This is a genomic window from Streptomyces sp. NPDC111656, assembly GCF_055656965.1.
In genome coordinates this window covers 408101-431444 of sequence record NZ_JBVKCA010000005.1, presented here as the reverse complement: position 1 = coordinate 431444, position 23344 = coordinate 408101, and the positions used below count along the sequence as shown (strand labels likewise).

Below are 23344 nucleotides of genomic sequence, written 5' to 3'. Positions count from 1 at the left end.
GCTGCGATATGTCAGGTCTTGCGACTCTTCGGGCGTCGGTGAGTCGGGGCTTTTTCGTGAAGTGAGGGTCCCACGAGGGCCCCACGAAGTTTTACGAGGGGCCCGGTGGGAGTGTTCAGGCGGGGTCGATCTCGCGCAGCAGACCCGTCGTCACGTCGAAGACGAAGCCGCGCACGTCGTTCGTGTGCAGGAGGAACGGTGAGGTGCGCACGCGCTGCATCGACTGCCGTACGTCCTGTTCGACGTCCCGGAAGGCTTCGACCGCCCAGGCGGGGCGCTGGCCGACCTCCATCTCCAGGTCGTGCCGGAAGTCCTCGGTGAGGGACTCCAGGCCGCAGCCGGTGTGGTGGATGAGAACGACGCTGCGGGTGCCGAGCGCCCGCTGGCTGATGGTGAGGGAGCGGATCACGTCGTCGGTGACGACGCCGCCCGCGTTGCGGATGGTGTGACAGTCACCCAGCTCCAGGCCGAGCGCGGCGTGCAGGTCGAGCCGGGCGTCCATGCATGCGACCACCGCGACGTGCAGCACGGGGCGTGCGTCCATCCCGGGATCGGTGAACGCGCCGGCGTACTGCTGGTTCGCCTCGACGAGACGGTCGGTCACGCCGCCGCTCGTGGTTATGGCGTCTTCGGGCTCTGTGGGTACGGATGCAGAAGTCGTCATAGGTATGACGTTACTGGTCAGGTATGAAGTAGTCCTGCTGTGAGAAGGGACAAAGAACGTCATCGTGTCTTGTTGTGAGGTAACCCACATGGGTGTTTAGAGATCACCTGGATAGGTGATTTTTGCTGATTCGCAGCTTCGATCGGGGGTTCGTGGAGGAGCGGTCCGCGACGCGCATGCCGGTTGATTGACCGCGAGACACCGTGGACTAAAGTGACGCGAAGCGGGAGGCGAGGCTCTCCCTGCTGGACTGCTTTCCCCTGGAGACCCGGCGTTTTTCCGGCGTCTCCCCCCGCGTGCGCGGCGCGTACGTACGGCTCGGCCTCCTCCCGCTCCCGGTCGGCTGACGCCACTCACCCGGCGCCAGCAGGCCTCCCCTTCTCGAGCGGGTGGGGACCCGGCGGTGCGTACGGCCGCGCCGGACCTGAGAGGGCCCAGATTCAATGGGGCGCGAAGCGCATTCGGATAAGGGTGGTGGTGGGCGACGGGAGGGACAGAGTCGACACGTCCCGGTGATGCTCCAGCGGTGCCTGGACATGTTGGCCCCGGCCCTCACCGAGCCCGGCGCCGTGGTCGTCGACTGCACCCTGGGACTCGGCGGCCACAGCGAGGCGCTGCTGACCCGGTTCCCCGAGGCCCGTCTCGTCGCCCTCGACCGCGACAAGGAGGCACTGCGCCTCTCCGGAGAGCGGCTCGCCCCCTTCGGCGACCGTGCCACCCTCGTGCACGCGGTCTACGACGAACTGCCCGAGGTGCTCGACCGCCTCGGCATCCCCCGCGTCCAGGGCGTCCTGTTCGACCTGGGCGTCTCCTCCATGCAACTCGACGAGGCCGACCGCGGCTTCGCCTACGCCCAGGACGCCCCGCTCGACATGCGGATGGACCAGACGACCGGCATCAGCGCGGCCGAGGTGCTCAACACCTACCCGCCGGGCGAACTGGTGCGGATCCTGCGCGCGTACGGCGAGGAGAAGCAGGCCAAGCGGATCGTCTCCGCAGTCGTGCGCGAACGCGAGAAGGAACCCTTCAGCAACAGCGCACGGCTCGTCGAGCTGATCCGCGACTCCCTGCCGCAGGCCGCCAAGCGCACCGGCGGCAACCCCGCCAAGCGCACCTTCCAGGCGCTGCGCATCGAGGTCAACGGGGAGCTCAGCGTCCTGGAGCGGGCGATTCCCGCGGCCGTGAAGGCGCTCGCCGTCGGCGGCCGGATCGCCGTTCTGTCGTACCACTCGCTGGAGGACCGGCTGGTCAAGCAGGTGTTCGCGGCCGGTGCCGCCACCACCGCGCCGCCCGGTCTGCCGGTCGTGCCCGAGCGCTACCAGCCCCGGCTCAAGCTGCTCACCCGCGGTGCCGAACTTCCCACCGAGGAAGAGGTCGCCGAGAACCGGCGAGCGGCTCCCGCACGACTGCGCGGCGCCCAGCGCATCCGCGAGGACGCCGAGTGAGGCACCAGGAGGGGGAGATCGAGTGAGTAGGAAACCCGAACTCAGGGGGCGGGCCGCCCGGCTCGCCCGGCTTCTCCCCGCCGGCGGGGGCCATGCCGCCCGCACCCCCTTCGTCCTGCTCGTCGTGCTCCTGCTCGGCGGCGGCCTGATCGGCCTCCTCGTGCTGAACTCCGCCCTGAGTGAGGGCTCGTTCCACCTGGACGACCTGCAAAGGGACACCAAGAGCCTCACCGACGAGGAGCAGGCGCTGCAGCGGGACGTGGACACCTACTCCGCGCCCGACGCCCTCCAGCGCCGCGCCCGCGAGCTGGGCATGGTGCCCGGCGGCGACCCGGCCTTCCTCAACCCGGACGGCAGCGTCAAGGGCGTCCCCGGAACGGCCGCCCAGCAGTCCTCCGCGCGCACCCCGGTGGTCCGTCCGCCCGAGGTCCTCGCCCTCACGCAGACCACGGCCCCGGCCACCAGCGCCCCGGCGGCCGCCGTTCCCTCCCCAGGCGTCGCCACCCCGCAGACCCCGGCTCCGCATACCCCGGCTCCGCAGACCTCGACCCCGCGGATCCCGACCCCGAAGACCCCCGCCCCCACCCCGTCCGCGCAGCCCTCCTCGACCCCCGGCAGGTGACGGAAGTGTCCGACAGGGAACCGCCGCGCCGTCGTGTGCCCGGCCCCGCCAGGCCCGTACGCCCCGGGGGCCAGCGGCGTCCGGGCCCCGGCGCCCGCCCCGCACGCCGCCCGGGCGCGCCCCGGCCCGGCGGCCCACAGGTCCTGCGGCTGGGCAGCCCCCGTCCCCGGCTGCGCATGGTCAGCCTCGCCCTGACACTGGTGATGATCGCCTTTGTCGTACGCCTGCTCCAGGTGCAGGCCGTGGACGCCAACGCCTACGTCGCGAAGGCCGAGCAGAACCGGTATGTCGGCCGCACCCTGGCCGCCACCCGTGGCGGGATCACGGACCGCAACGGCGTGGAGCTCGCGACGAGCGTGGACGCGTACGACATCACGGCCGACCCCACGATGTTCACGCAGGACACGACGAAGGTGACGGACGCGCCCGAGCAGGCCGCGGCACTGCTCGCGCCGATCCTCGGCCAGGAGGTGGACACCGTCGCCAAGAAGCTCCGTACGAAGAACACCCGATACACCCTGCTCGCGCACCGCCAGACCCCTCAGGTCTGGAAGCAGATCAAGGACCTGAGGAGCACGCTCGCGGTCAAGGCGGAGACCGACAAGAGCACCGTCAACTTCCTCGCGGGCGTCGTGGCGGTCCCGGCCAGCAAGCGCGTGTATCCGAACGGCGATCTCGCCGCCGGGATACTGGGCTGGGTCAACGCCGACGGCAAGGGCGGCGGCGGAGTCGAGCAGAAGCTGAACAAGGAACTCGCCGGCAAGGACGGCAAGATCCGCTACGCCCAGTCCGGCGGCCGTCAGGTGCCGACCGTGGGGGCGACGGAGACCCCCGCCGTGGCGGGCTCCGACGTCGAGCTGACCATCAACCGCGACATCCAGTGGGCCGCGCAGAACGCCATCACCCAGCAGGTGAAGGCGTCCAAGGCGGACCGCGGGTACGTGATCGTGCAGGACGCCCGCAGCGGTGAGATCCTCGCCATGGCGAACTCGCCCGGCTTCGACCCCAACGACCTCACCCAGGCCAACGCGGCGGCCCTGGGCAACGCGGCCCTCCAGGACGCGTACGAACCCGGCTCCACCGCCAAGGTCATGTCGATGGCGGCCGTACTGGAGGAGAACGCCGCAACACCCGAGACGCACGTGGTCGTGCCCAACCGGCTGCACCGCGGCGACCGCCTCTTCCAGGACGACATCGACCACGCGACCTGGAACCTGACGCTCAACGGCGTGCTCGCCAAGTCCAGCAACATCGGCACCATCCTGGCGACCGGCCAGCTCGGCAAGACGCAGAAGGAGGCGAACCACGTCCTCGATTCGTATCTGCGCAAGTTCGGCATCGGCAGCTACACCGGGCTCGGCTTCCCCGGCGAGACGAAGGGCATCCTCGCGCCCGCCGACAAGTGGTCGACCTCCCAGCAGTACACGATTCCTTTCGGCCAGGGCATGTCGATCAACGCGATGCAGGCTGCCTCCGTCTACTCGACGATCGCCAACGGCGGTGTACGCGTCGAGCCGACGCTGGTGCGCGGCACGAAGGGGCCCGACGGCCGGTTCACCCCGGCCGCCCAGCCCAAGAAGACGAGGGTCGTGAGCGAGAAGACGGCGGGGACCCTCGCCCAGATGCTGGAGTCGGTCGTGGACGACGAGCAGGGCACCGGCGCCAAGGCGCGCATCCCCGGCTACCGGGTCGCGGGCAAGACGGGTACGGCCAACCGCGTGGATCCGGCCACCGGCAAGTACCACGGCTACACCTCGTCGTTCGCCGGATTCGCCCCCGCCGACAAGCCCCGGGTCACCGTCTACTGCGCGATCCAGAACGCCACCAAGGGCAGCTACTTCGGCGGCCAGATCTGCGGACCCATCTACAAGCAGGTCATGGAGTTCGCGCTCAAGACCCTCCAGGTCCCGCCCACCGGAGCGGGGGCCGCCAATCTGCCCGTGACCTTCACGCCGTGATCGATTCCGGCCATATCCCCTGATCAGGACTTGATCAGAGGCCGGCCGGGACCCGGACAAGACCGCACGCACAACGGACCAGGAACCAGCTCGTGACAACGATCACCCCGGATTCCGGGAACCACGGCTCGCCACGCCCCTCGCTTCGCTCCGGCGGGGGTGCGCCCGGTACGCTCACCGCCGTGCCACACGCTGATCAGTCCCAAACCACCCAGAAGGGCGTTCCTGTGACATATCCGGGGCCGCCGCGACCGGTCGAGAACCCCGCCACACCCCTCGCGGAGCTCGCCGATCAGCTGGGTGTCACCGCCCCGGCGTCGAATGCGGGAGTCACGGGCATCACCCATGACTCCCGCGCGGTGCGCCCCGGAGACCTCTACGCCGCGCTGCCGGGCGCCCGCCTGCACGGCGCCGACTTCGTGACGCAGGCGGCCGGTCTCGGCGCCGTCGCCGTGCTGACCGACCCGACCGGCGCCGAGCGCGCCGCCGCCACCGGGCTGCCGGTCCTCGTCGTCGACGACCCGCGCGGCCTGATGGGAGAGCTCGCGGCCACCATCTACGGCCACCCGGGACGCGATCTGCTCCAGATCGGCATCACCGGCACCTCCGGCAAGACCACCACGGCCTATCTCGTCGAGGGCGGGCTGAAGACGCTCCGCTCCACCGGCCTGATCGGCACCGTGGAGATGCGCATCGGCGAGGAGCGCATCAAGTCGGAGCGCACCACCCCCGAAGCAACCGACCTCCAGGCACTGTTCGCGGTGATGCGCGAGCGCGGCGTCGACGCGGTCGCGATGGAGGTCTCCAGCCACGCGCTGGTCCTCGGGCGGGTCGACGGCTGTGTCTTCGACATCGCCGTCTTCAACAACCTCAGCCCGGAACACATGGAGTTCCACTCCGACATGGAGGACTACTTCCGGGCCAAGGCGCAGCTGTTCACACCGCAACGCAGCAAACTCGGCGTCGTCAACCTCGACGACGAGTACGGGCGCAGGCTGGCCGAGGAGGCCACCGTCCCCGTCGTCACCTTCTCCGCCGAAGGACACCCGGACGCCGACTGGCACGCCGAGGAGGTCGAGGTCGGCCCGATGGACTCGGCGTTCGTCGCGGTCGGCCCCAAGGGCGAGCGGATCACCGCCAAGTCGCCGCTCGCGGGCCCCTTCAACGTGGCGAACACCCTCGCCGCGATCGTCGCCCTCGCCGTCGCCGGGATCGACCCGCAGACCGCCGCCGACGGCATCGCCGCCGTCCCGGGCGTGCCGGGCCGCCTGGAGCGCGTGGACGCGGGCCAGCCCTACCTCGCGGTCGTCGACTACGCCCACAAGACGGACGCCGTCGAATCCGTCCTGCGTGCGCTGCGCAAGGTCACCGAGGGCAGGCTGCACATCGTGCTCGGCTGCGGCGGTGACCGTGACAAGACCAAGCGGATGCCGATGGGCGCCGCCGCGGCGCGGCTCGCCGACACCGCCGTACTGACATCGGACAATCCCCGCTCGGAGGACCCCCTCGCGATCCTCGCGATGATGCTCGCGGGCGCCGCAGAGGTGCCGGCGCACGAGCGTGGCGAGGTCCAGGTCTTCGAGGACCGGGCCGCCGCCATCGCCGCCGCCGTCGCCCGGGCGCGGCCCGGCGACACCGTGCTGGTCGCGGGCAAGGGCCACGAGCAGGGCCAGGACATCGCCGGGGTGGTGCGTCCCTTCGACGACCGCCAGGTGCTTCGCGAAGCTATCCAGAAGACCCAGGGATGAACTTGTGATCGCCCTCTCCCTCGCCGAGATCGCAGCAGTCGTCGGCGGGCAGACGTACGACATACCGGATCCGGCGGTACAGGTCACCGGACCGGTCGTCAGAGACTCCCGTGAAGTGGAGCCAGGCAGCCTCTTCGTCGCCTTCGCCGGCGAGCGCGTGGACGGCCACGACTTCGCCGAGGCCGTCGTCGCGGCGGGCGCGGTCGCCGTACTGGCCTCCCGGCCCGTCGGCGTGCCCGCGATCGTCGTCGCGGACGTGCAGGCGGCCCTGGGCGCCCTCGCGCGTCACGTCGTCGAACGCCTCGGCGCGACCCTCGTGGCCCTCACCGGCTCCGCGGGCAAGACCAGCACCAAGGACCTGATCGCCCAGGTCCTGCGGAGCAAGGCGCCGACCGTTTTCACGCCCGGCTCGCTCAACAACGAGATCGGGCTGCCGCTGACCGCGCTGAGCGCCACCGAGGAGACCAGGTTCCTCGTCCTGGAGATGGGCGCCCGCGGCATCGGCCACATCAGCTACCTCACGGACCTCACGCCACCGAGGATCGGCCTCGTCCTGAACGTCGGGACCGCCCACATCGGTGAGTTCGGCGGCCGCGAACAGATTGCACAGGCGAAGGGCGAGCTCGTCGAGAGCCTTCCGCCGTCGGAAGCGGGCGGTGTCGCCGTCCTCAACGCCGACGACCCCCTCGTACGCGCCATGGCGTCCCGGACGAAAGCGCGCGTGATCCTCTTCGGAGAGTCCGGCGAAGCGGACGTACGTGCCGAGAACGTCCGTCTCACGGACGCTGGACAGCCCGCATTCAGGCTTCACACACCCTCCGGGTGCAGCGATGTGACCATGCGCCTGTACGGTGAGCATCACGTGTCGAACGCGCTCGCCGCGGCCGCCGTCGCCCATGAGCTGGGCATGTCCGCAGACGAGATCGCCCTCGCGCTCTCCGAGGCGGGCTCCCTCTCCCGCTGGCGGATGGAGGTCACCGAGCGCCCGGACGGCGTGACGGTCGTCAACGACGCCTACAACGCGAACCCCGAGTCCATGCGAGCCGCCCTGCGCGCGCTCGCGGCAATGGGCAAAGCCTCACAGGCACAAGGGGGTCGCACGTGGGCGGTGCTCGGTCAGATGGCCGAGCTCGGGGACGAGGCGCTCGCCGAGCACGACGCGGTCGGGCGGCTCGCCGTCCGACTCAACGTCAGCAAGCTCGTCGCGGTCGGTGGCAGGGAAGCTTCCTGGCTCCAACTGGGCGCATATAACGAGGGTTCGTGGGGTGAGGAGTCGGTGCACGTGTCCGACGCACAGGCGGCTGTCGACCTGTTGCGCAGCGAGTTGCGCCCGGGGGACGTCGTGCTCGTGAAGGCGTCCCGGTCGGTCGGGCTCGAACGGGTGGCGCAGGCGCTGCTCGACGGCGGTGCCGAGGGTGAGGTCGCGGCCCGATGATGAACCAGATCCTGTTCGCAGGAGTCATTGGTCTGTTCCTGACCCTGATCGGGACCCCGCTGCTGATCAAGCTGCTGGCCCGCAAGGGCTACGGGCAGTACATCCGCGACGACGGTCCGAAGGAGCACCACAGCAAGCGCGGTACTCCGACCATGGGTGGTATCGCCTTCATCCTGGCGACGATCATCGCGTACTTCCTGTCCAAGGTGATCACGGGCAAGCCGCCGACCTTCTCGGGTCTGCTGGTGCTCGGCCTGATGGCCGGCATGGGCCTGGTCGGCTTCCTGGACGACTACATCAAGATCGTCAAGCGGCGTTCGCTCGGTCTGCGGGCCAAGGCGAAGATGGCCGGTCAGCTGATCGTCGGCATCTCCTTCGCGGTCCTCGCGCTGCAGTTCGCGGACAACCACGGCAACACCCCGGCCTCCACCAGGCTCTCCTTCGTGGAGGACTTCGGCTGGACCATCGGCCCGGTGCTCTTCGTGGTCTGGGCCCTGTTCATGATTCTCGCCATGTCGAACGGCGTGAACCTGACCGACGGTCTGGACGGTCTCGCCACCGGCGCCGCGACCATGGTCTTCGGCGCGTACACCTTCATCGGCGTCTGGCAGTTCCAGGAGTCCTGCGCCAACGCGCAGACCCTGACCAACCCGGCCGCCTGCTACGAGGTACGAGATCCACTCGACCTCGCGGTCGTCGCCTCCGCCCTGATGGGAGCCTGCTTCGGCTTCCTGTGGTGGAACACCTCGCCCGCCAAGATCTTCATGGGTGACACCGGCTCGCTGGCCCTCGGCGGCGCGCTCGCCGGCCTCGCGATCTGCTCCCGCACGGAGCTGCTGGTCGCGCTCCTGGGCGGCCTCTTCGTCCTGATCACCATGTCGGTCGTCATCCAGGTCGGCTCCTTCCGGCTCACCGGCAGGCGCGTCTTCCGCATGGCACCACTCCAGCACCACTTCGAACTAAAGGGGTGGTCCGAAGTCCTTGTCGTGGTCCGCTTCTGGATCATCCAGGGCATGTGCGTCATTGTGGGTCTGGGCCTCTTCTACGCAGGATGGGCAGCCAAGAAGTGACCGACTGGCAGGGCAAGCACGTCACCGTCGCCGGGCTCGGCGTCTCCGGCATCCCGGCGGCCAAGGTGCTGCACGGACTCGGTGCCGTCGTCACGGTCGTCAACGACGGCGACGACGAGCGCTCCCGGGCGCAGGCCGCGGAGCTGGAGGCGCTCGGCATCACCGTGCGCCTCGGTGACGGTGCCACCCTGCCCGAGGGCACCGAGCTCATCGTCACCGCGCCCGGCTGGAAGCCGGACAAGCCGCTGTTCGCCGCGGCCGCCGCGGCGGACGTCCCGGTCTGGGGCGACGTCGAACTGGCCTGGCGGCTGCGAGGTCCCGACGCGGCCCCCTGGCTGGCCGTCACCGGCACCAACGGCAAGACCACGACCGTGCAGATGCTCGCCTCGATCCTGACGGCGGCCGGGCTGCGCACGGCCGCCGTCGGCAACATCGGGGTTTCGCTCCTCGACGCGGTCCTCGGCGAGGAGCGGTACGACGTCCTGGCGGTGGAGCTGTCGAGCTATCAGCTGCACTGGGCGCCGTCGCTGCGCGCGCACTCGGCCGCCGTGCTGAACCTGGCACCGGATCACCTCGACTGGCACGGCTCCATGGAGGCGTACGCCGCCGACAAGGGCCGTATCTACGAAGGCAATCGGGTCGCCTGCGTCTACAACCTCGCCGACAAGGCCACCGAGGACCTGGTGCGCGAGGCGGATGTCGAGGAGGGCTGCCGGGCGGTCGGCTTCACCCTCGGCACCCCCGGACCGTCCCAACTGGGCGTCGTGGAAGGCATCCTGGTCGACCGCGCCTTCGTCGAGAACCGGCAGAAGAACGCCCAGGAACTCGCCGAGGTCTCCGACGTCAACCCGCCCGCCCCGCACAACATCGCCAACGCCCTTGCGGCGGCGGCCCTGGCACGCGCCTTCGGGGTGCCCGCCGCGGCCGTACGGGACGGGCTGCGGGCCTTCACACCGGACGCCCACCGCATCGCGCACGTCACCGACGTGGACGGCGTGGCGTACGTCGACGACTCCAAGGCGACCAACACGCATGCCGCGGAGGCCTCTTTGGCGGCCTACGAGTCGATCGTGTGGATCGCGGGCGGGCTCGCCAAGGGCGCGGCCTTCGACGAGCTGGTCGCCAAGTCGGCCAAGCGACTTCGGGGCGTCGTGCTCATCGGCGCGGATCGGGCTCTGATCCGTGAAGCCCTTGTGCGACACGCCCCGGAAGTACCCGTCGTCGACCTCGACCGGACCGACACTGGGGCGATGCTCGCGGCGGTTCGGGAGGCGCGGGGGCTCGCCCGCGAGGGCGACACGGTGTTGCTGGCGCCGGCCTGTGCCTCCATGGACATGTTCGCCAACTACAACAAGCGCGGGGACGCGTTCGCGGAGGCGGTCCGCGAACTCGGCGCGAGCGCCTGACGGCGGGTCTCGGACGGTCCGGGCGCGCCCGGGACCCTTGGGAGGGACGCGTGACGCCATGGTGGGGACCCCCATCGCCCTGTGGGACGCCCTCCCGGGGCATGGCGGACGGAGCCGGTGATGGCCAGTAGCCGTACTGGCCGTCCCCCCGTCCAGCGTGCCCCACGGCGCCCCGCCGGACGCCCCCGTCCCCCGCGCGACAACTCCCTGCGCCTGCTCGTCCTGCGCGCCCGCAAGGCCTGGGACCGTCCGCTCACCGCGTACTATCTGATCTTCGGCAGTAGCCTGTTGATCACCGTGCTGGGCCTCGTGATGGTCTACTCGGCCTCGATGATCACGGCGCTGCAGCTGTCGCTGCCTGGATCGTTTTTCTTCCGCAAACAGTTCCTCGCCGCCTCCATCGGCACCGTGCTGCTCCTGATCGCCATGCGGATGCCGGTGAAGCTCCACCGGGCGCTGGCGTATCCCATCCTGGCCGGCGCGGTCTTCCTGATGATCCTCGTGCAGGTCCCGGGGATAGGGATGGCGGTCAACGGCAACCAGAACTGGATCTCCCTCGGCGGCTCGTTCCAGATCCAGCCCAGCGAGTTCGGCAAGCTCGCGCTCGTGCTGTGGGGCGCCGACCTGCTCGCCCGCAAACAGGACAAGGGCATGCTGGCGCAGTGGAAGCACATGCTGGTGCCGCTCGTCCCGGGCACCTTCCTGCTGCTCGGGCTGATCATGCTCGGCGGCGACATGGGCACGGCGATCATCCTCACCGCCATCCTCTTCGGACTGCTGTGGCTGGCCGGGGCGCCCACGCGGCTGTTCGGCGGCGTGCTGGCGGTCGCCGTGACCATCGGTTTCATCCTGATCAAGACGAGCCCCAACCGGATGTCCCGGCTCGCCTGCATCGGCGCCACCGAACCCGGCCCGAACGACACCTGCTGGCAGGCCGTGCACGGCATCTACGCGCTGGCCTCCGGCGGACTGTTCGGTTCCGGCCTCGGCGCCAGTGTGGAAAAATGGGGACAACTCCCGGAAGCGCACACCGACTTCATCTTCGCCATCACCGGGGAGGAACTGGGCCTCGCGGGGACGCTGTCGGTGCTCGCCCTCTTCGCGGCTCTAGGCTATGCGGGTATCCGCGTGGCCGGACGCACGGAGGACCCCTTCGTGAGGTATGCCGCGGGAGGCGTGACCACCTGGATCACGGCCCAGGCCGTGATCAACATCGGTGCGGTGCTCGGTCTGCTGCCGATCGCCGGAGTCCCGCTACCGCTGTTCTCCTACGGAGGGTCCGCCCTGCTGCCGACCATGTTCGCCATCGGGCTGCTGATCGCCTTCGCACGCGACGAGCCCGCTGCGCGGGCGGCGCTTGCGATGCGGCAACCCCGCTTTGGTAGAAAGCGTGCTGCGGTGAGAGGCTCCGCGGGGGCCGCGGGGCCTCGGAGATGGAACACGATGCGACGGCGTGCCTCGGCGGCGCGTTCGTCCGGAGAGCGGTGAATTTCGGTGCATGTCGTACTCGCCGGCGGGGGGACCGCCGGCCACATCGAGCCCGCGCTCGCCCTCGCGGACGCCCTGCGCAGGCAGGACCCGACCGTGGGGATCACGGCCCTGGGCACGGAACGCGGACTTGAGACCCGGCTCGTACCGGAGCGGGGTTACGAACTCGCGCTGATCCCCGCCGTTCCGCTGCCCCGCAAGCCCACACCCGAGCTGATCACCGTCCCGGGACGGCTGCGCGGCACGATCAAGGCGGCCGAGCAGGTCCTGGAGCGCACCAAGGCGGACGCGGTCGTCGGCTTCGGTGGCTATGTGGCGCTGCCCGCCTACCTCGCGGCCAAGCGCCTCGGCGTGCCGATCGTGATCCACGAGGCCAACGCACGGCCGGGCCTCGCCAACAAGATCGGTTCCCGGTACGCGGCGCAGGTCGCCGTCTCGACCCCGGACAACAAGCTGCGCGGCGCCCGCTACATCGGCATCCCGCTGCGCCGCTCGATCGCCACCCTCGACCGGGCCGCCGTACGCCCCGAGGCGCGCGCCGCGTTCGGTCTCGACCCCTCGCTGCCGACCTTGCTGGTTTCCGGCGGCTCGCAGGGCGCACGGCGCCTCAACGAGGTCGTCCAGCAGGCGGCTCCCTACCTCCAGCAGGCCGGTATCCAGATCCTGCACGCGGTCGGCCCGAAGAACGAACTGCCGCAGGTCCACCAGATGCCGGGGATGCCCCCGTACATCCCGGTACCGTACGTGGACCGGATGGACCTCGCGTACGCCGCGGCCGACATGATGCTCTGCCGTGCGGGCGCGATGACCGTCGCCGAACTCTCCGCCGTCGGGCTGCCCGCCGCCTACGTCCCGCTGCCCATCGGCAACGGCGAACAGCGGCTGAACGCCCAGCCGGTGGTCAAGGCCGGTGGCGGTCTCCTTGTCGACGACGCGGAGCTGACACCCGCGTGGGTTCAGCAGAACGTGCTGCCCGTGCTGGCCGACCCGCACCGGCTGTACGAGATGTCCCGCGCCGCCAGCGAGTTCGGCCGCCGGGACGCCGACGACCTGCTCGTCGGCATGGTGTACGAGGCGATCGCCTCTCGCCACCGCTAGGACCGCATGAGGGAAGGCAGGGAGCGTGGCCGGACCGACGACCGCCGAGCGCGGTGAACGGCAGAAGTTGGAGTCCGGCTCGCCCCGCCTCAGGCGGTTGCGTCGCCTTCGTATGCTCATCGTCCTTTTGGTCGCGGTGGTGTTGGTGACGGCGGCCGCACTCTGGCTGCTCTACGGCTCGCCGTGGCTGCGGGCCGAGAAGGTGTCGGTGTCCGGGGTGCGGGTCCTGACGGACCGGCAAGTGCGCGACGCGGCCGACGTGGCGGTCGGATCGCCGCTGATTTCCATCGATACCGACGCCATTGAGGCGCGACTGCGCCGGAAATTGCCCCGAATTGACTCGGTTGATGTCGTCCGTTCCTGGCCGCACGGAATCGGGCTGAAAGTGGTCGAGCGCACCCCGGTGCTCATTCTCAAAAACACCGGAAACGGCGGCAAGTACATCGAAGTGGACGCCAAGGGTGTGCGTTTCGCGACGGTTTCGGCCGCCCCGAGGGGCGTGCCCGCACTGGAATTGGCGGTGCCTGCGAAGTCCAGGGCAGCCGTTCTGCGCCGCTTCCCGGTCGACCGGCTGGTGCGCGAGGCCGTGGGGGTGGCCGGGGACATTCCGGCCGCTGTCCGTCGCGACACCCGGGTCGTCAAGGTCCGTTCGTACGACTCGATCTCGCTGGAGTTGAGCGGCGGACGCAGCGTCGAGTGGGGGAGCGGCGAGAAGGGCCGCGCGAAGGCCGGGACGCTCACCGCTCTCATGAAAGCAGCTCCAGGGGCCCGGCACTTCGATGTGAGTGCCCCCATCGCCCCTGCGTCATCGGGGAGTTGACGCACATTTGCGCAGGCCAGCACCCTGGTTGGGCAGCGCTACGCCTGATCACATAGGGTGAAAAGAAAAACGGGAGGTTCGGCGTGTTCGTTGAACGTGCGCCACTTGTCGACTTAGTGTCCTGTTCGGAAGAGTCCAAGGAACAGACACACTGGTAACCCTAAACTTCAGCGTTAGGGTTCGGGTCGGCGTTCGGACCGTCCCATTCGGCATCAGTCGTCGGATCGCGAGCGTGCGAGGCGACGACACGTAACTCGAGGCGAGAGGCCTTCGACGTGGCAGCACCGCAGAACTACCTCGCAGTCATCAAAGTCATCGGTGTCGGCGGCGGTGGTGTCAATGCCATCAACCGGATGATCGAGGTCGGTCTCAAGGGCGTCGAGTTCATCGCCATCAACACGGACGCGCAAGCTCTGTTGATGAGCGACGCCGACGTCAAGCTCGACGTCGGCCGCGAACTCACGCGCGGACTCGGCGCCGGAGCCAACCCGGCCGTCGGCCGCAAGGCGGCCGAGGACCACCGCGAGGAGATCGAGGAGGTCCTCAAGGGGGCCGACATGGTCTTCGTCACGGCCGGTGAAGGCGGCGGCACCGGCACCGGCGGCGCGCCCGTCGTGGCCAACATCGCCCGCTCGCTCGGCGCCCTGACCATCGGCGTGGTCACCCGCCCCTTCACCTTCGAAGGACGGCGTCGCGCCAACCAGGCCGAGGACGGCATCGCGGAACTCCGCGAAGAGGTCGACACCCTCATCGTCATCCCGAACGACCGGCTGCTGTCCATCTCGGACCGCCAGGTCTCCGTCCTCGACGCCTTCAAGTCGGCGGACCAGGTCCTGCTGTCCGGTGTTCAGGGCATCACCGATCTCATCACCACGCCCGGTCTGATCAACCTCGACTTCGCCGACGTCAAGTCCGTGATGTCCGAGGCGGGTTCCGCGCTCATGGGTATCGGCTCGGCCCGCGGCGACGACCGCGCCGTGGCGGCGGCCGAGATGGCGATCTCCTCGCCGCTCCTGGAAGCCTCCATCGACGGCGCGCGCGGCGTCCTGCTCTCCATCTCCGGCGGCTCCGACCTCGGCCTGTTCGAGATCAACGAGGCCGCCCAGCTGGTCAGCGAGGCCGCACACCCCGAGGCCAACATCATCTTCGGCGCGGTCATCGACGACGCGCTCGGTGACGAGGTGCGGGTCACCGTGATCGCCGCCGGCTTCGACGGCGGCCAGCCGCCGGCCAAGCGGGACAACATCCTCGGCTCCACCTCCGCCAAGCAGCGCGAGGAGCCCACGCCGGTACGGGCCGCCGAGAGCCGGCCGTCCTTCGGCTCGCTCGGCAGCGTCACGCCGAAGGAGGCCCCGGCGCCCACCCCGGAGCCGGTCAACGACGTCCAGGTCGCTCCGCCGGTCCCGCCGTCCCGCGCCTACTCGGACAGCGCGGCCGAGGAGCTGGACGTGCCGGACTTCCTGAAGTGATAGGACATCGCTCCGAAACGAGCACCGTGAGCGGCGCGCACTTCGCCTTCACCGACCGGTGGGGCGGGGTGAGCGCCGTTCCGTACGAGGCGCTCAACCTCGGCGGAGCGGTCGGCGACGACCCGGACGCCGTACGGACCAATCGTGAACTGGCCGCCAAGTCCCTTGGGCTGGATCCGTCCCTGGTCGTCTGGATGAACCAGGTGCACGGGCCGGACGTGGCGGTGGTCGACGGACCGTGGCTCTCCGCGGAGATCCCGTCCGTCGACGCGATCGTGACCGCGCGGCGCGGGCTCGCCCTCGCCGTCCTCACCGCCGACTGCACGCCGGTCCTGTTGGCAGACCCGGTCGCCGGGATCGCGGCCGCCGCCCACGCGGGACGGCCCGGCATGGTCGCCGGGGTCGTCCCCGCCGCCGTACGGGCCATGGTGGACCTCGGCGCCGAGCCCGAGCGGATCGTCGCCCGCACCGGACCCGCGGTCTGCGGCCGGTGCTACGAAGTGCCGGACGAGATGCGCGCCGAAGTCGCCGCCATTGAGCCGGCGGCGTACGCCGAGACCAGCTGGGGCACTCCCGCGGTCGATGTGACCGCCGGAGTGCACGCGCAGCTGGAACGGCTCGGGGTGTGCGACCGGGCGCAGTCGCCGGTGTGCACGCTGGAGTCGGACGACCACTTCTCGTATCGACGGGACCGCACGACCGGGCGGCTCGCGGGCTATGTCTGGCTGGACTGATGGGGCATGACGGAACGTAAGGCTCAACTCGCCGCAAATCTGGCGAAAGTGGAAGAGCGCATCACGGCGGCCTGTGTGGCCGCCGGGCGCAAGCGTGAAGAGGTGACCCTGATCGTGGTCACCAAGACCTACCCCGCCGGCGACGTGCGGCTCCTGTCGGAACTCGGTGTGCGCAACGTCGCCGAGAACCGGGACCAGGACGCGGCGCCCAAGGCCGCGGCTTGCTCGGATCTGCCCCTCTCGTGGCATTTTGTCGGTCAGTTGCAGACCAACAAGGTGCGTTCTGTGGTCGGTTACGCGGATGTGGTGCAGTCCGTGGACCGTGCCCGACTTGTCACGGCCCTGTCGAAGGAGGCGGTGCGGGTGGAGCGCGAGGTGGGCTGCCTCATCCAGGTCGCACTGGACGCGCAGGAGAGTGGCCGGGGTGAGCGGGGAGGTGTCGGGGTCGGCGGAATCGAAGAGTTGGCCGACCTCGTCGCCGGGGCGCCCGGGCTCCGGCTCGACGGACTGATGACCGTCGCACCGCTCACCGGGGTGTACGTCGGGCGCCAACAAGCGGCGTTCGAGCGGCTGATGGATTTGTCGACTGCTATGCGCCGCACGCATCCGGCTGCGAACATGGTGTCTGCAGGGATGAGTGCGGACCTCGAGCAGGCCGTGGCGGCCGGAGCGACACATGTACGCGTCGGTACGGCGGTACTCGGAGTCCGACCCGGGCTCGGGTAACGTCGCCAAGAAGTCGGACCACAGCAGAAAATATGGTCATTACCGCCACTGGCGGACATAACGACCTCGTGGATCGCGGGCACTTGGCAATTCGTCAGCCGATCCACCACAGAGCGGAGGACTCAGAGCATGGCCGGCGCGATGCGCAAGATGGCGGTCTACCTCGGCCTCGTGGAGGACGATGGGTACGACGGCAGGGGTTTCGACCCCGATGACGAGTTCGAGCCCGAGCTCGACCCGGAGCCCGAGCGTGACCGGCGGCGGCACGAGCCGCCCCACCAGTCGCATCAGGCACATCAGTCCCAACGGGATGAATCGGTACGAATGGTGCAGCCTCCGGCGCCTCGCGATCCGGTGCCGCATTCCGCTTCGCTCACTGCGGAATCCAGCCGTCCGGCGCGGATCGCGCCCGTGGCATCCATCACACAAGAACGCGCAAGCCTGGAGAAGAACGCACCGGTGATCATGCCCAAGGTCGTGTCGGAACGAGAGCCGTACCGGATCACCACGCTTCACCCGCGGACCTACAACGAGGCCCGTACCATCGGGGAACACTTCCGTGAGGGCACCCCGGTGATCATGAATCTGACTGAGATGGATGACACAGATGCGAAGCGACTTGTCGACTTTGCGGCCGGTTTGGTGTTTGGTCTCCACGGCAGCATCGAGCGGGTGACGCAGAAGGTGTTCCTGTTGTCGCCTGCTAACGTCGATGTCACGGCGGAGGACAAGGCCCGCATCGCAGAGGGCGGGTTCTTCAACCAGAGCTGAGACGCATGACCGGATCAAGGTACGGAAACAGGGGAGAGGGAAGCACGGATCATGAGCGTGGTCGGGCAGGTTCTCTACATCGCGCTGACGTGTTTCCTCGTCGTGTTGATTTTCCGGTTGGTCATGGACTACGTCTTCCAGTTCGCCCGCTCATGGCAACCCGGCAAGGCGATGGTGGTCGTTCTCGAGGCCACCTACACTGTCACCGATCCACCGCTCAAGCTTCTGCGGCGGTTCATTCCGCCGCTGCGTCTCGGGGGCGTGGCGCTCGACCTGTCCTTCTTCGTACTGATGATCATCGTCTACATCCTGATCTCCGTCGTGAGCCGGCTGTGAACGATACGGTCTTGCCGAATGCCGACGACTACGTTGAGGTGAAGAGATGCCGTTGACCCCCGAGGACGTGCGGAACAAGCAGTTCACGACCGTCCGCCTCCGAGAAGGCTATGACGAGGACGAGGTCGATGCCTTCCTCGACGAGGTTGAAGCCGAACTGACGCGACTGCTCCGCGAGAACGAGGATCTGCGCGCCAAACTGGCGGCGGCCACGCGCGCGGCTGCGCAGAACCAGCAGCAGGGCATGCGCAAGCCGCCCGAGCAGCAGGACCAGCAGGGCCCGCCGCAGGGCATGCGAGGTCCCGGCGCTCCCGTACCCGCCGGCATATCGGGCCCGCCGCAGCAGCAGATGGGTGGCCCCATGGGTGGGCCGCCCCAGCTGCCGAGCGGTGCGCCGCAGCTGCCCGCGGGCCCCAGTGCCCAGGGCGGCCAGCAGGGCCAGGGCCCCATGGGCCAGGGTCCGATGGGCCAGGGTCCGATGGGCCAGGGCCCCATGGGTCAGGGTCCGATGGGTCAGGGTCCGATGGGCCAGGGCCCCATGGGTCAGGGTCCGATGGGTCAGGGTCCGATGGGCCAGGGCCCCGGTCAGCAGATGCAGCAGCAGATGCCGGGCCAGATGCAGCCCCAGATGCAGCAGCAGATGGGTGGCCCGATGGGCGGCCCCATGGGTGGACCCATGGGCGGTCACGGCCCGCAGATGCCGCAGCAGGGCCCCGGTGGCGACAGCGCCGCGCGTGTCCTCTCGCTGGCTCAGCAGACCGCCGACCAGGCGATCGCCGAGGCCCGCTCCGAGGCCAACAAGATCGTCGGCGAGGCCCGCAGCCGTGCCGAGGGTCTTGAGCGTGACGCCCGTGCCAAGGCCGACGCGCTGGAGCGGGACGCGCAGGAGAAGCACCGCGTCGCGATGGGCTCCCTGGAGTCCGCCCGCGCCACGCTGGAGCGCAAGGTCGAGGACCTGCGTGGCTTCGAGCGCGAGTACCGTACGCGTCTGAAGTCCTACCTGGAGTCGCAGCTGCGCCAGCTGGAGACGCAGGCGGACGACTCGCTCGCCCCGCCGCGCACTCCGGCCACGGCCTCCCTGCCGTCGCCCTCCGCGCCCTCGATGGCTCCGGCCGGCGCGAGTGCGCCGTCGTACGGCGGTCAGGGCATGGGCGGTGCTCCGGCACCGGCGGCACCCTCCTACGGCGGGCAGCAGCAGATGTCGCCGGCCATGACCCAGCCGATGGCTCCGGTACGGCCCCAGGGGCCGTCGCCGATGCAGCAGGCCCCCTCGCCGATGCGTGGGTTCCTCATCGACGAGGACGACAACTGACGGCCTTGAGTACGCCTTAGGCGTCGGCAGCGTTCAGGGCGGAGCCCCGGATTTTTCCGGGGCTCCGCCCTTTTGCCGTGCTGGTTCGGGCGGGGAAGTTTCGGGCGGGCGTGCGGTTCCTTGGGGCATCTGTACGGGGTACGCAACGCCGAAGGCCGGGGCCCACCAAGATCTTTGGTGGGCCCCGGCCTTCGTTCTTCGGCTGCGGGTGGGTGGGGGCTGGGCGCGCAGTTCCCCGCGCCCCTGAGGCCGGGGCTTCGCCCCGGATCCCCACCCACCCGGATCTGCTCGGCCGCGGGCCGGTGGGGGTTGCTCGCGCAGTTCCCCGCGCCCCTAAGAGCCTTCAGCCTGTCCGGCGTTTGGGGGCGAGGCCGCTCAGGCCGATCTGGGGGCCGGGGGCGCAGCCCCACGGCCCAGGGGCGCGGGGAACTGCGCGATCGGCCCCCACCCACCCGCAGCCGACGAACCCACTCGGGGGTCTGCGGGCGAGGAACGGCCCCGTCGTCGGCCCGGGCTACGCCTTGTGGAGGTGGAAGGTGAGGGACAGGCCCTCGTCGGTGAACGGGGCGCCGTAGGTGTCGTCGGCCTCGCCCTGGGCGAAGTCGGTGGCGAGGACCTCGTCGGCGATCAGCGTGGCGTGCTCGTTCAGGGCAGCGATGACGGCCGGGTCGGTGGACGTCCAGCGCAGAGCGATCCGGTCGGCCACGTCGAGGCCGCTGTTCTTGCGGGCCTCCTGGATCAGCCGGATCGCGTCACGGGCGAGGCCCGCCTGCCGCAGCTCCTCGGTGATCTCCAGGTCCAGAGCGACCGTGGCACCCGAGTCGGACGCCACCGACCACCCCTCGCGCGGGGTCTCCGTGATGATGACCTCGTCCGCGGCCAGCGGCACCGTTTCGCCGTCGACCTCCACCGAGGCGGTGCCCTCGCGCAGGGCGAGGGAGAGGGCCGCCGCGTCCGTCTCGGCGATCACCTTGGCGACCGCCTGGACGCCCTTGCCGAAGCGCTTGCCGAGCGCGCGGAAGTTCGCCTTGGCCGTGGTGTCGACCAGTGAGCCGCCCACCTCGGAGAGGGAGGCGAGGGAAGTGACGTTCAGCTCATCGGTGATCTGCGCGTGCAGCTCCCCCTCGAGGGACTCGAAGCCGATCGCCCCGACCAGCGCGCGGGACAGCGGCTGGCGCGTCTTGACGCCCGACTCCGCGCGCGTGGCGCGGCCCAGCTCCACGAGACGCCTCACGAGGACCATCTGCCGCGACAGCTCCGGGTCGATGGCGGACAGGTCCGCCTCCGGCCACGAGGACAGGTGTACGGACTCGGGGGCGCCCGGCGTCACGGGGACGATCAGGTCCTGCCAGACCCGCTCGGTGATGAACGGGGTCAGCGGGGCCATCAGCCGCGTGATGGTCTCCACGACCTCGTGCAGGGTGCGCAGCGCGGCCTTGTCGCCCTGCCAGAAGCGGCGGCGGGAGCGGCGCACGTACCAGTTCGAGAGGTCGTCGACGAACGCGGAGAGGAGCTTTCCGGCACGCTGCGTGTCGTACGCCTCCAGTGCCTGGGTGACCTGGTCGGTGAGCGCGTGCAGCTCGGACAGCAGCCAGCGGTCGAGGACCGGACGGTCGGCCGGGGCCGGGTCGGCCTCGGAGGGGGCCCAGTCGGAGGTGCGGGCGTACAGGGCCTGGAAGGCGACCGTGTTCCAGTAGGTGAGGAGCGTCTTGCGCACCACCTCCTGGATGGTGCCGTGACCGACGCGGCGGGCCGCCCAGGGGGAGCCGCCGGCCGCCATGAACCAGCGCACCGCGTCCGCGCCGTGCTGATCCATCAGCGGGATCGGCTGCAGGATGTTGCCCAGGTGCTTGGACATCTTGCGGCCGTCCTCGGCGAGGATGTGGCCCAGGCACACGACGTTCTCGTACGACGACTTGTCGAAGACGAGGGTGCCGACCGCCATGAGGGTGTAGAACCAGCCGCGGGTCTGGTCGATGGCCTCGGAGATGAACTGCGCCGGGTAGCGGCTCTCGAAGAGCTCCTTGTTCTTGTACGGGTAGCCCCACTGCGCGAACGGCATCGAACCCGAGTCGTACCAGGCGTCGATGACCTCCGGCACGCGGGTCGCCGTCCGTCCGCAGCCGTCCTGCGGGCACGCGAAGGTGACCTCGTCGATGAACGGGCGGTGCGGGTCCAGGTTCGACTGGTCGGTGCCCGTCAGCTCGGAGAGCTCGGCGCGGGAGCCGACACAGGTGAGATGGCCCTCCTCGCAGCGCCACAGCGGGAGCGGGGTGCCCCAGTAGCGGCTGCGGGACAGCGCCCAGTCGACGTTGTTGTTCAGCCAGTCGCCGAAGCGGCCGTGCTTGACCGAGTCCGGGAACCAGTTGGTCTTCTCGTTCTCCTGGAGGAGGCGGTCCTTGATGGCGGTGGTGCGGATGTACCAGGACGGCTGCGCGTAGTAGAGGAGCGCGGTGTGGCAGCGCCAACAGTGCGGGTAGCTGTGCTCGTAGGGGATGTGCTTGAAGAGCAGACCGCGCTGCTGGAGATCCTCGGTGAGCTTTTCGTCCGCCTTCTTGAAGAAGACACCGCCGACGAGCGGGACGCTCTCCTCGAAGGTGCCGTTCGGGCGGACGGGGTTCACCACCGGCAGTCCGTACGCCCGGCAGACCTTGAGGTCGTCCTCACCGAAGGCGGGGGACTGGTGGACCAGACCCGTGCCGTCCTCGGTCGTCACGTACTCGGCGTTGACCACGTAGTGGGTCTCCACGTCCGTGGGGAACTCGACGAGCTCGAACGGACGTTGATAGGTCCAGCGCTCCATCTCGGCGCCGGTGAAGGTCTCACCGGTGGTCTCCCAGCCCTCGCCGAGCGCCTTCTCGACGAGCGGCGCGGCGACGACGAGCTTCTCGTCGCCAGATGGGCCCTTCGTCGCGACGACGTAGGTGACCTCGGGGTGCGCGGCGACCGCGGTGTTGGAGACCAGCGTCCACGGGGTCGTCGTCCACACCAGGAGCGAGGCCTGGCCGGCCAGCGGACCGGAGGTGAGCGGGAAACGGACGTACACGGACGGGTCGACGACCGTCTCGTAGCCCTGCGCCAGCTCGTGGTCCGACAGACCTGTCTCGTCGCGCGGGCACCACGGGGCCACGCGGTAGTCCTGGACCAGCAGACCCTTGTTGAAGATCTCCTTGAGCGACCACCACACGGACTCCACGTACTCGGGGTCCATCGTGCGGTACGCGTCGTCCAGGTCGACCCAGTAGCCCATGCGGTTCGTGAGCTCGGTGAACGCGTCGGTGTGACGGGTCACGGACTCGCGGCACTTGGCGTTGAACGCGGCGATGCCGTACGCCTCGATGTCCTGCTTGCCCGTGAAGCCGAGCTCCTTCTCCACCGCGAGCTCGACCGGGAGGCCGTGGCAGTCCCAGCCGGCCTTGCGGGCCACGTGATAGCCGCGCATGGTGCGAAAGCGCGGGAAGACGTCCTTGAAGACGCGCGCCTCGATGTGGTGGGCGCCCGGCATGCCGTTCGCGGTGGGCGGGCCCTCGTAGAACACCCACTCAGGGTGGCCCTCGGACTGCTCAAGGCTCTTGGCGAAGATCTTCTGCTCGCGCCAGAAGTCGAGCACGGCGTGCTCGAGGGCGGGCAGGTCGACCTGGGCGGGCACCTGGCGGTACGTCGGCGTTGTCATCAGCGAGCTTCCTCCGGCGGACTTTCTGCCTTCCGTCCGGAGGGACGAGAGCCTGAGCAGCCATCTCCTGGATGCTGCGGACGCCGTGCGCGGCGCGCTCCCGCGGTACCACCCTCCTTGGCTCCCGGGTGCGTGCTGTGCACCAGTGAGCCCCCTCATTGGGGTCGCGATGCCGGTTCTACCGGCCGCTGCTCGCTCGCTGCGGCTTTCTTCCGGCGGCTCCGGGGTGATCTTCGCGTCGCGCTCGCCCCCGGGCTTCCACCGTCCCCGGGTCGCTCCTGGCTGCGTACGCCGCTACTCGTCCCCATCCACGCTTCTCGCTGCGCCCAGTGTACGGCGCCGCGCGGACAGCGGCCGACCGGTTTTCCGGGGCACGCCGCCGGGGCCGCCCCGAGCGGTGCCGCGGCCTCGCGGTGACCCGAACGGCGAGGCACGGGCGTCCGGATCCTGGGACGTCGGACCTGGCGGATTACCCGGCGGGGAGCTGGGCACAACGCATGCAGGTTCCTCGCGAGGGACCCGCGGGGCGGACGAAACGTTGGTGCGCCCGGTTGCCGTGGACCAGAAGT

Annotated in this window: 18 protein-coding genes; 16 read left to right on the top strand and 2 right to left on the bottom strand. The window is 69.7% G+C overall.

Going from position 1 to position 23344, the window contains the following annotated elements; all coding sequences use genetic code 11:
- Positions 1-115: 115 nt before the first annotated feature.
- A complete protein-coding gene (locus tag ACZ7M3_RS18165; protein ID WP_351312904.1) occupies positions 116-664 on the bottom strand; it encodes a beta-class carbonic anhydrase in 549 nt (182 codons plus the stop codon).
- Positions 665-1107: 443 nt separating this feature from the next.
- On the opposite strand from ACZ7M3_RS18165, the gene rsmH reads away from it, so the two are divergent.
- The 16 genes from rsmH to ACZ7M3_RS18085 all read left to right on the top strand — a co-directional run bounded on the left by rsmH (position 1108) and on the right by ACZ7M3_RS18085 (position 19102).
- Positions 1108-2109 carry a 16S rRNA (cytosine(1402)-N(4))-methyltransferase RsmH gene (gene rsmH / locus ACZ7M3_RS18160; protein WP_352046595.1) on the top strand — a complete coding sequence of 334 codons (1002 nt, stop codon included), beginning with the start codon at positions 1108-1110 and terminating at the stop codon, positions 2107-2109.
- A 22-nt stretch (positions 2110-2131) separates the two neighbouring features.
- Positions 2132-2731 (top strand): cell division protein FtsL, encoded by a 600-nt coding sequence (ftsL, locus tag ACZ7M3_RS18155; protein ID WP_472064390.1) that lies wholly within the window; start codon positions 2132-2134, stop codon positions 2729-2731.
- A 5-nt stretch (positions 2732-2736) separates the two neighbouring features.
- On the top strand, positions 2737-4689 hold the full coding sequence (locus ACZ7M3_RS18150; RefSeq protein ID WP_472064388.1) for a peptidoglycan D,D-transpeptidase FtsI family protein: 1953 nt from the start codon (positions 2737-2739) through the stop codon (positions 4687-4689).
- Positions 4690-4781: 92 nt separating this feature from the next.
- A complete protein-coding gene (locus tag ACZ7M3_RS18145) occupies positions 4782-6437 on the top strand; it encodes a UDP-N-acetylmuramoyl-L-alanyl-D-glutamate--2,6-diaminopimelate ligase (protein WP_472064386.1) in 1656 nt (551 codons plus the stop codon).
- Between the two features lie 4 nt (positions 6438-6441).
- Entirely contained in the window at positions 6442-7872 is a 1431-nt protein-coding gene (locus tag ACZ7M3_RS18140; protein ID WP_351312913.1) for a UDP-N-acetylmuramoyl-tripeptide--D-alanyl-D-alanine ligase, read from the top strand.
- Positions 7872-8942, top strand: a complete 1071-nt coding sequence (mraY, locus tag ACZ7M3_RS18135) for a phospho-N-acetylmuramoyl-pentapeptide-transferase (protein ID WP_177323990.1) — start codon at positions 7872-7874, stop codon at positions 8940-8942. Before ACZ7M3_RS18140 ends, mraY begins: the two co-directional genes overlap by 1 nt.
- Positions 8924-10348, top strand: a complete 1425-nt coding sequence (murD, locus tag ACZ7M3_RS18130; protein WP_472064384.1) for a UDP-N-acetylmuramoyl-L-alanine--D-glutamate ligase — start codon at positions 8924-8926, stop codon at positions 10346-10348. The genes mraY and murD overlap by 19 nt, the downstream gene beginning before the upstream one ends.
- Positions 10349-10468: 120 nt before the next feature.
- Positions 10469-11836 carry a putative lipid II flippase FtsW gene (gene ftsW / locus ACZ7M3_RS18125; protein ID WP_472064382.1) on the top strand — a complete coding sequence of 456 codons (1368 nt, stop codon included), beginning with the start codon at positions 10469-10471 and terminating at the stop codon, positions 11834-11836.
- 6 nt (positions 11837-11842) lie between these two features.
- Entirely contained in the window at positions 11843-12934 is a 1092-nt protein-coding gene (gene murG / locus ACZ7M3_RS18120; RefSeq protein WP_054231490.1) for an undecaprenyldiphospho-muramoylpentapeptide beta-N-acetylglucosaminyltransferase, read from the top strand.
- 25 nt (positions 12935-12959) lie between these two features.
- Complete coding sequence (locus ACZ7M3_RS18115; RefSeq protein ID WP_472064380.1) at positions 12960-13754, top strand: cell division protein FtsQ/DivIB; 795 nt, start codon at positions 12960-12962, stop codon at positions 13752-13754.
- Between the two features lie 275 nt (positions 13755-14029).
- Entirely contained in the window at positions 14030-15223 is a 1194-nt protein-coding gene (gene ftsZ, locus ACZ7M3_RS18110) for a cell division protein FtsZ (protein ID WP_472064378.1), read from the top strand.
- 26 nt (positions 15224-15249) lie between these two features.
- Positions 15250-15957, top strand: coding sequence for a peptidoglycan editing factor PgeF (gene pgeF, locus ACZ7M3_RS18105; protein WP_472064376.1), 708 nt, complete (start codon positions 15250-15252; stop codon positions 15955-15957).
- A 6-nt stretch (positions 15958-15963) separates the two neighbouring features.
- Positions 15964-16683, top strand: a complete 720-nt coding sequence (locus ACZ7M3_RS18100; protein WP_472064374.1) for a YggS family pyridoxal phosphate-dependent enzyme — start codon at positions 15964-15966, stop codon at positions 16681-16683.
- A gap of 129 nt (positions 16684-16812) precedes the next feature.
- Positions 16813-17454, top strand: coding sequence for a cell division protein SepF (locus tag ACZ7M3_RS18095; RefSeq protein WP_054231485.1), 642 nt, complete (start codon positions 16813-16815; stop codon positions 17452-17454).
- A 51-nt stretch (positions 17455-17505) separates the two neighbouring features.
- The gene (locus ACZ7M3_RS18090) at positions 17506-17790 is read left to right on the top strand and encodes a YggT family protein (RefSeq protein WP_054231484.1); all 285 of its coding nucleotides are present in this window, start codon (positions 17506-17508) and stop codon (positions 17788-17790) included.
- A 46-nt stretch (positions 17791-17836) separates the two neighbouring features.
- Entirely contained in the window at positions 17837-19102 is a 1266-nt protein-coding gene (locus tag ACZ7M3_RS18085) for a DivIVA domain-containing protein (protein ID WP_355618019.1), read from the top strand.
- 514 nt (positions 19103-19616) lie between these two features.
- Here ACZ7M3_RS18085 and ileS read toward each other — a convergent pair.
- Positions 19617-22775 carry an isoleucine--tRNA ligase gene (gene ileS / locus ACZ7M3_RS18080; protein WP_472064371.1) on the bottom strand — a complete coding sequence of 1053 codons (3159 nt, stop codon included), beginning with the start codon at positions 22773-22775 and terminating at the stop codon, positions 19617-19619.
- Positions 22776-23344: the final 569 nt, after the last annotated feature.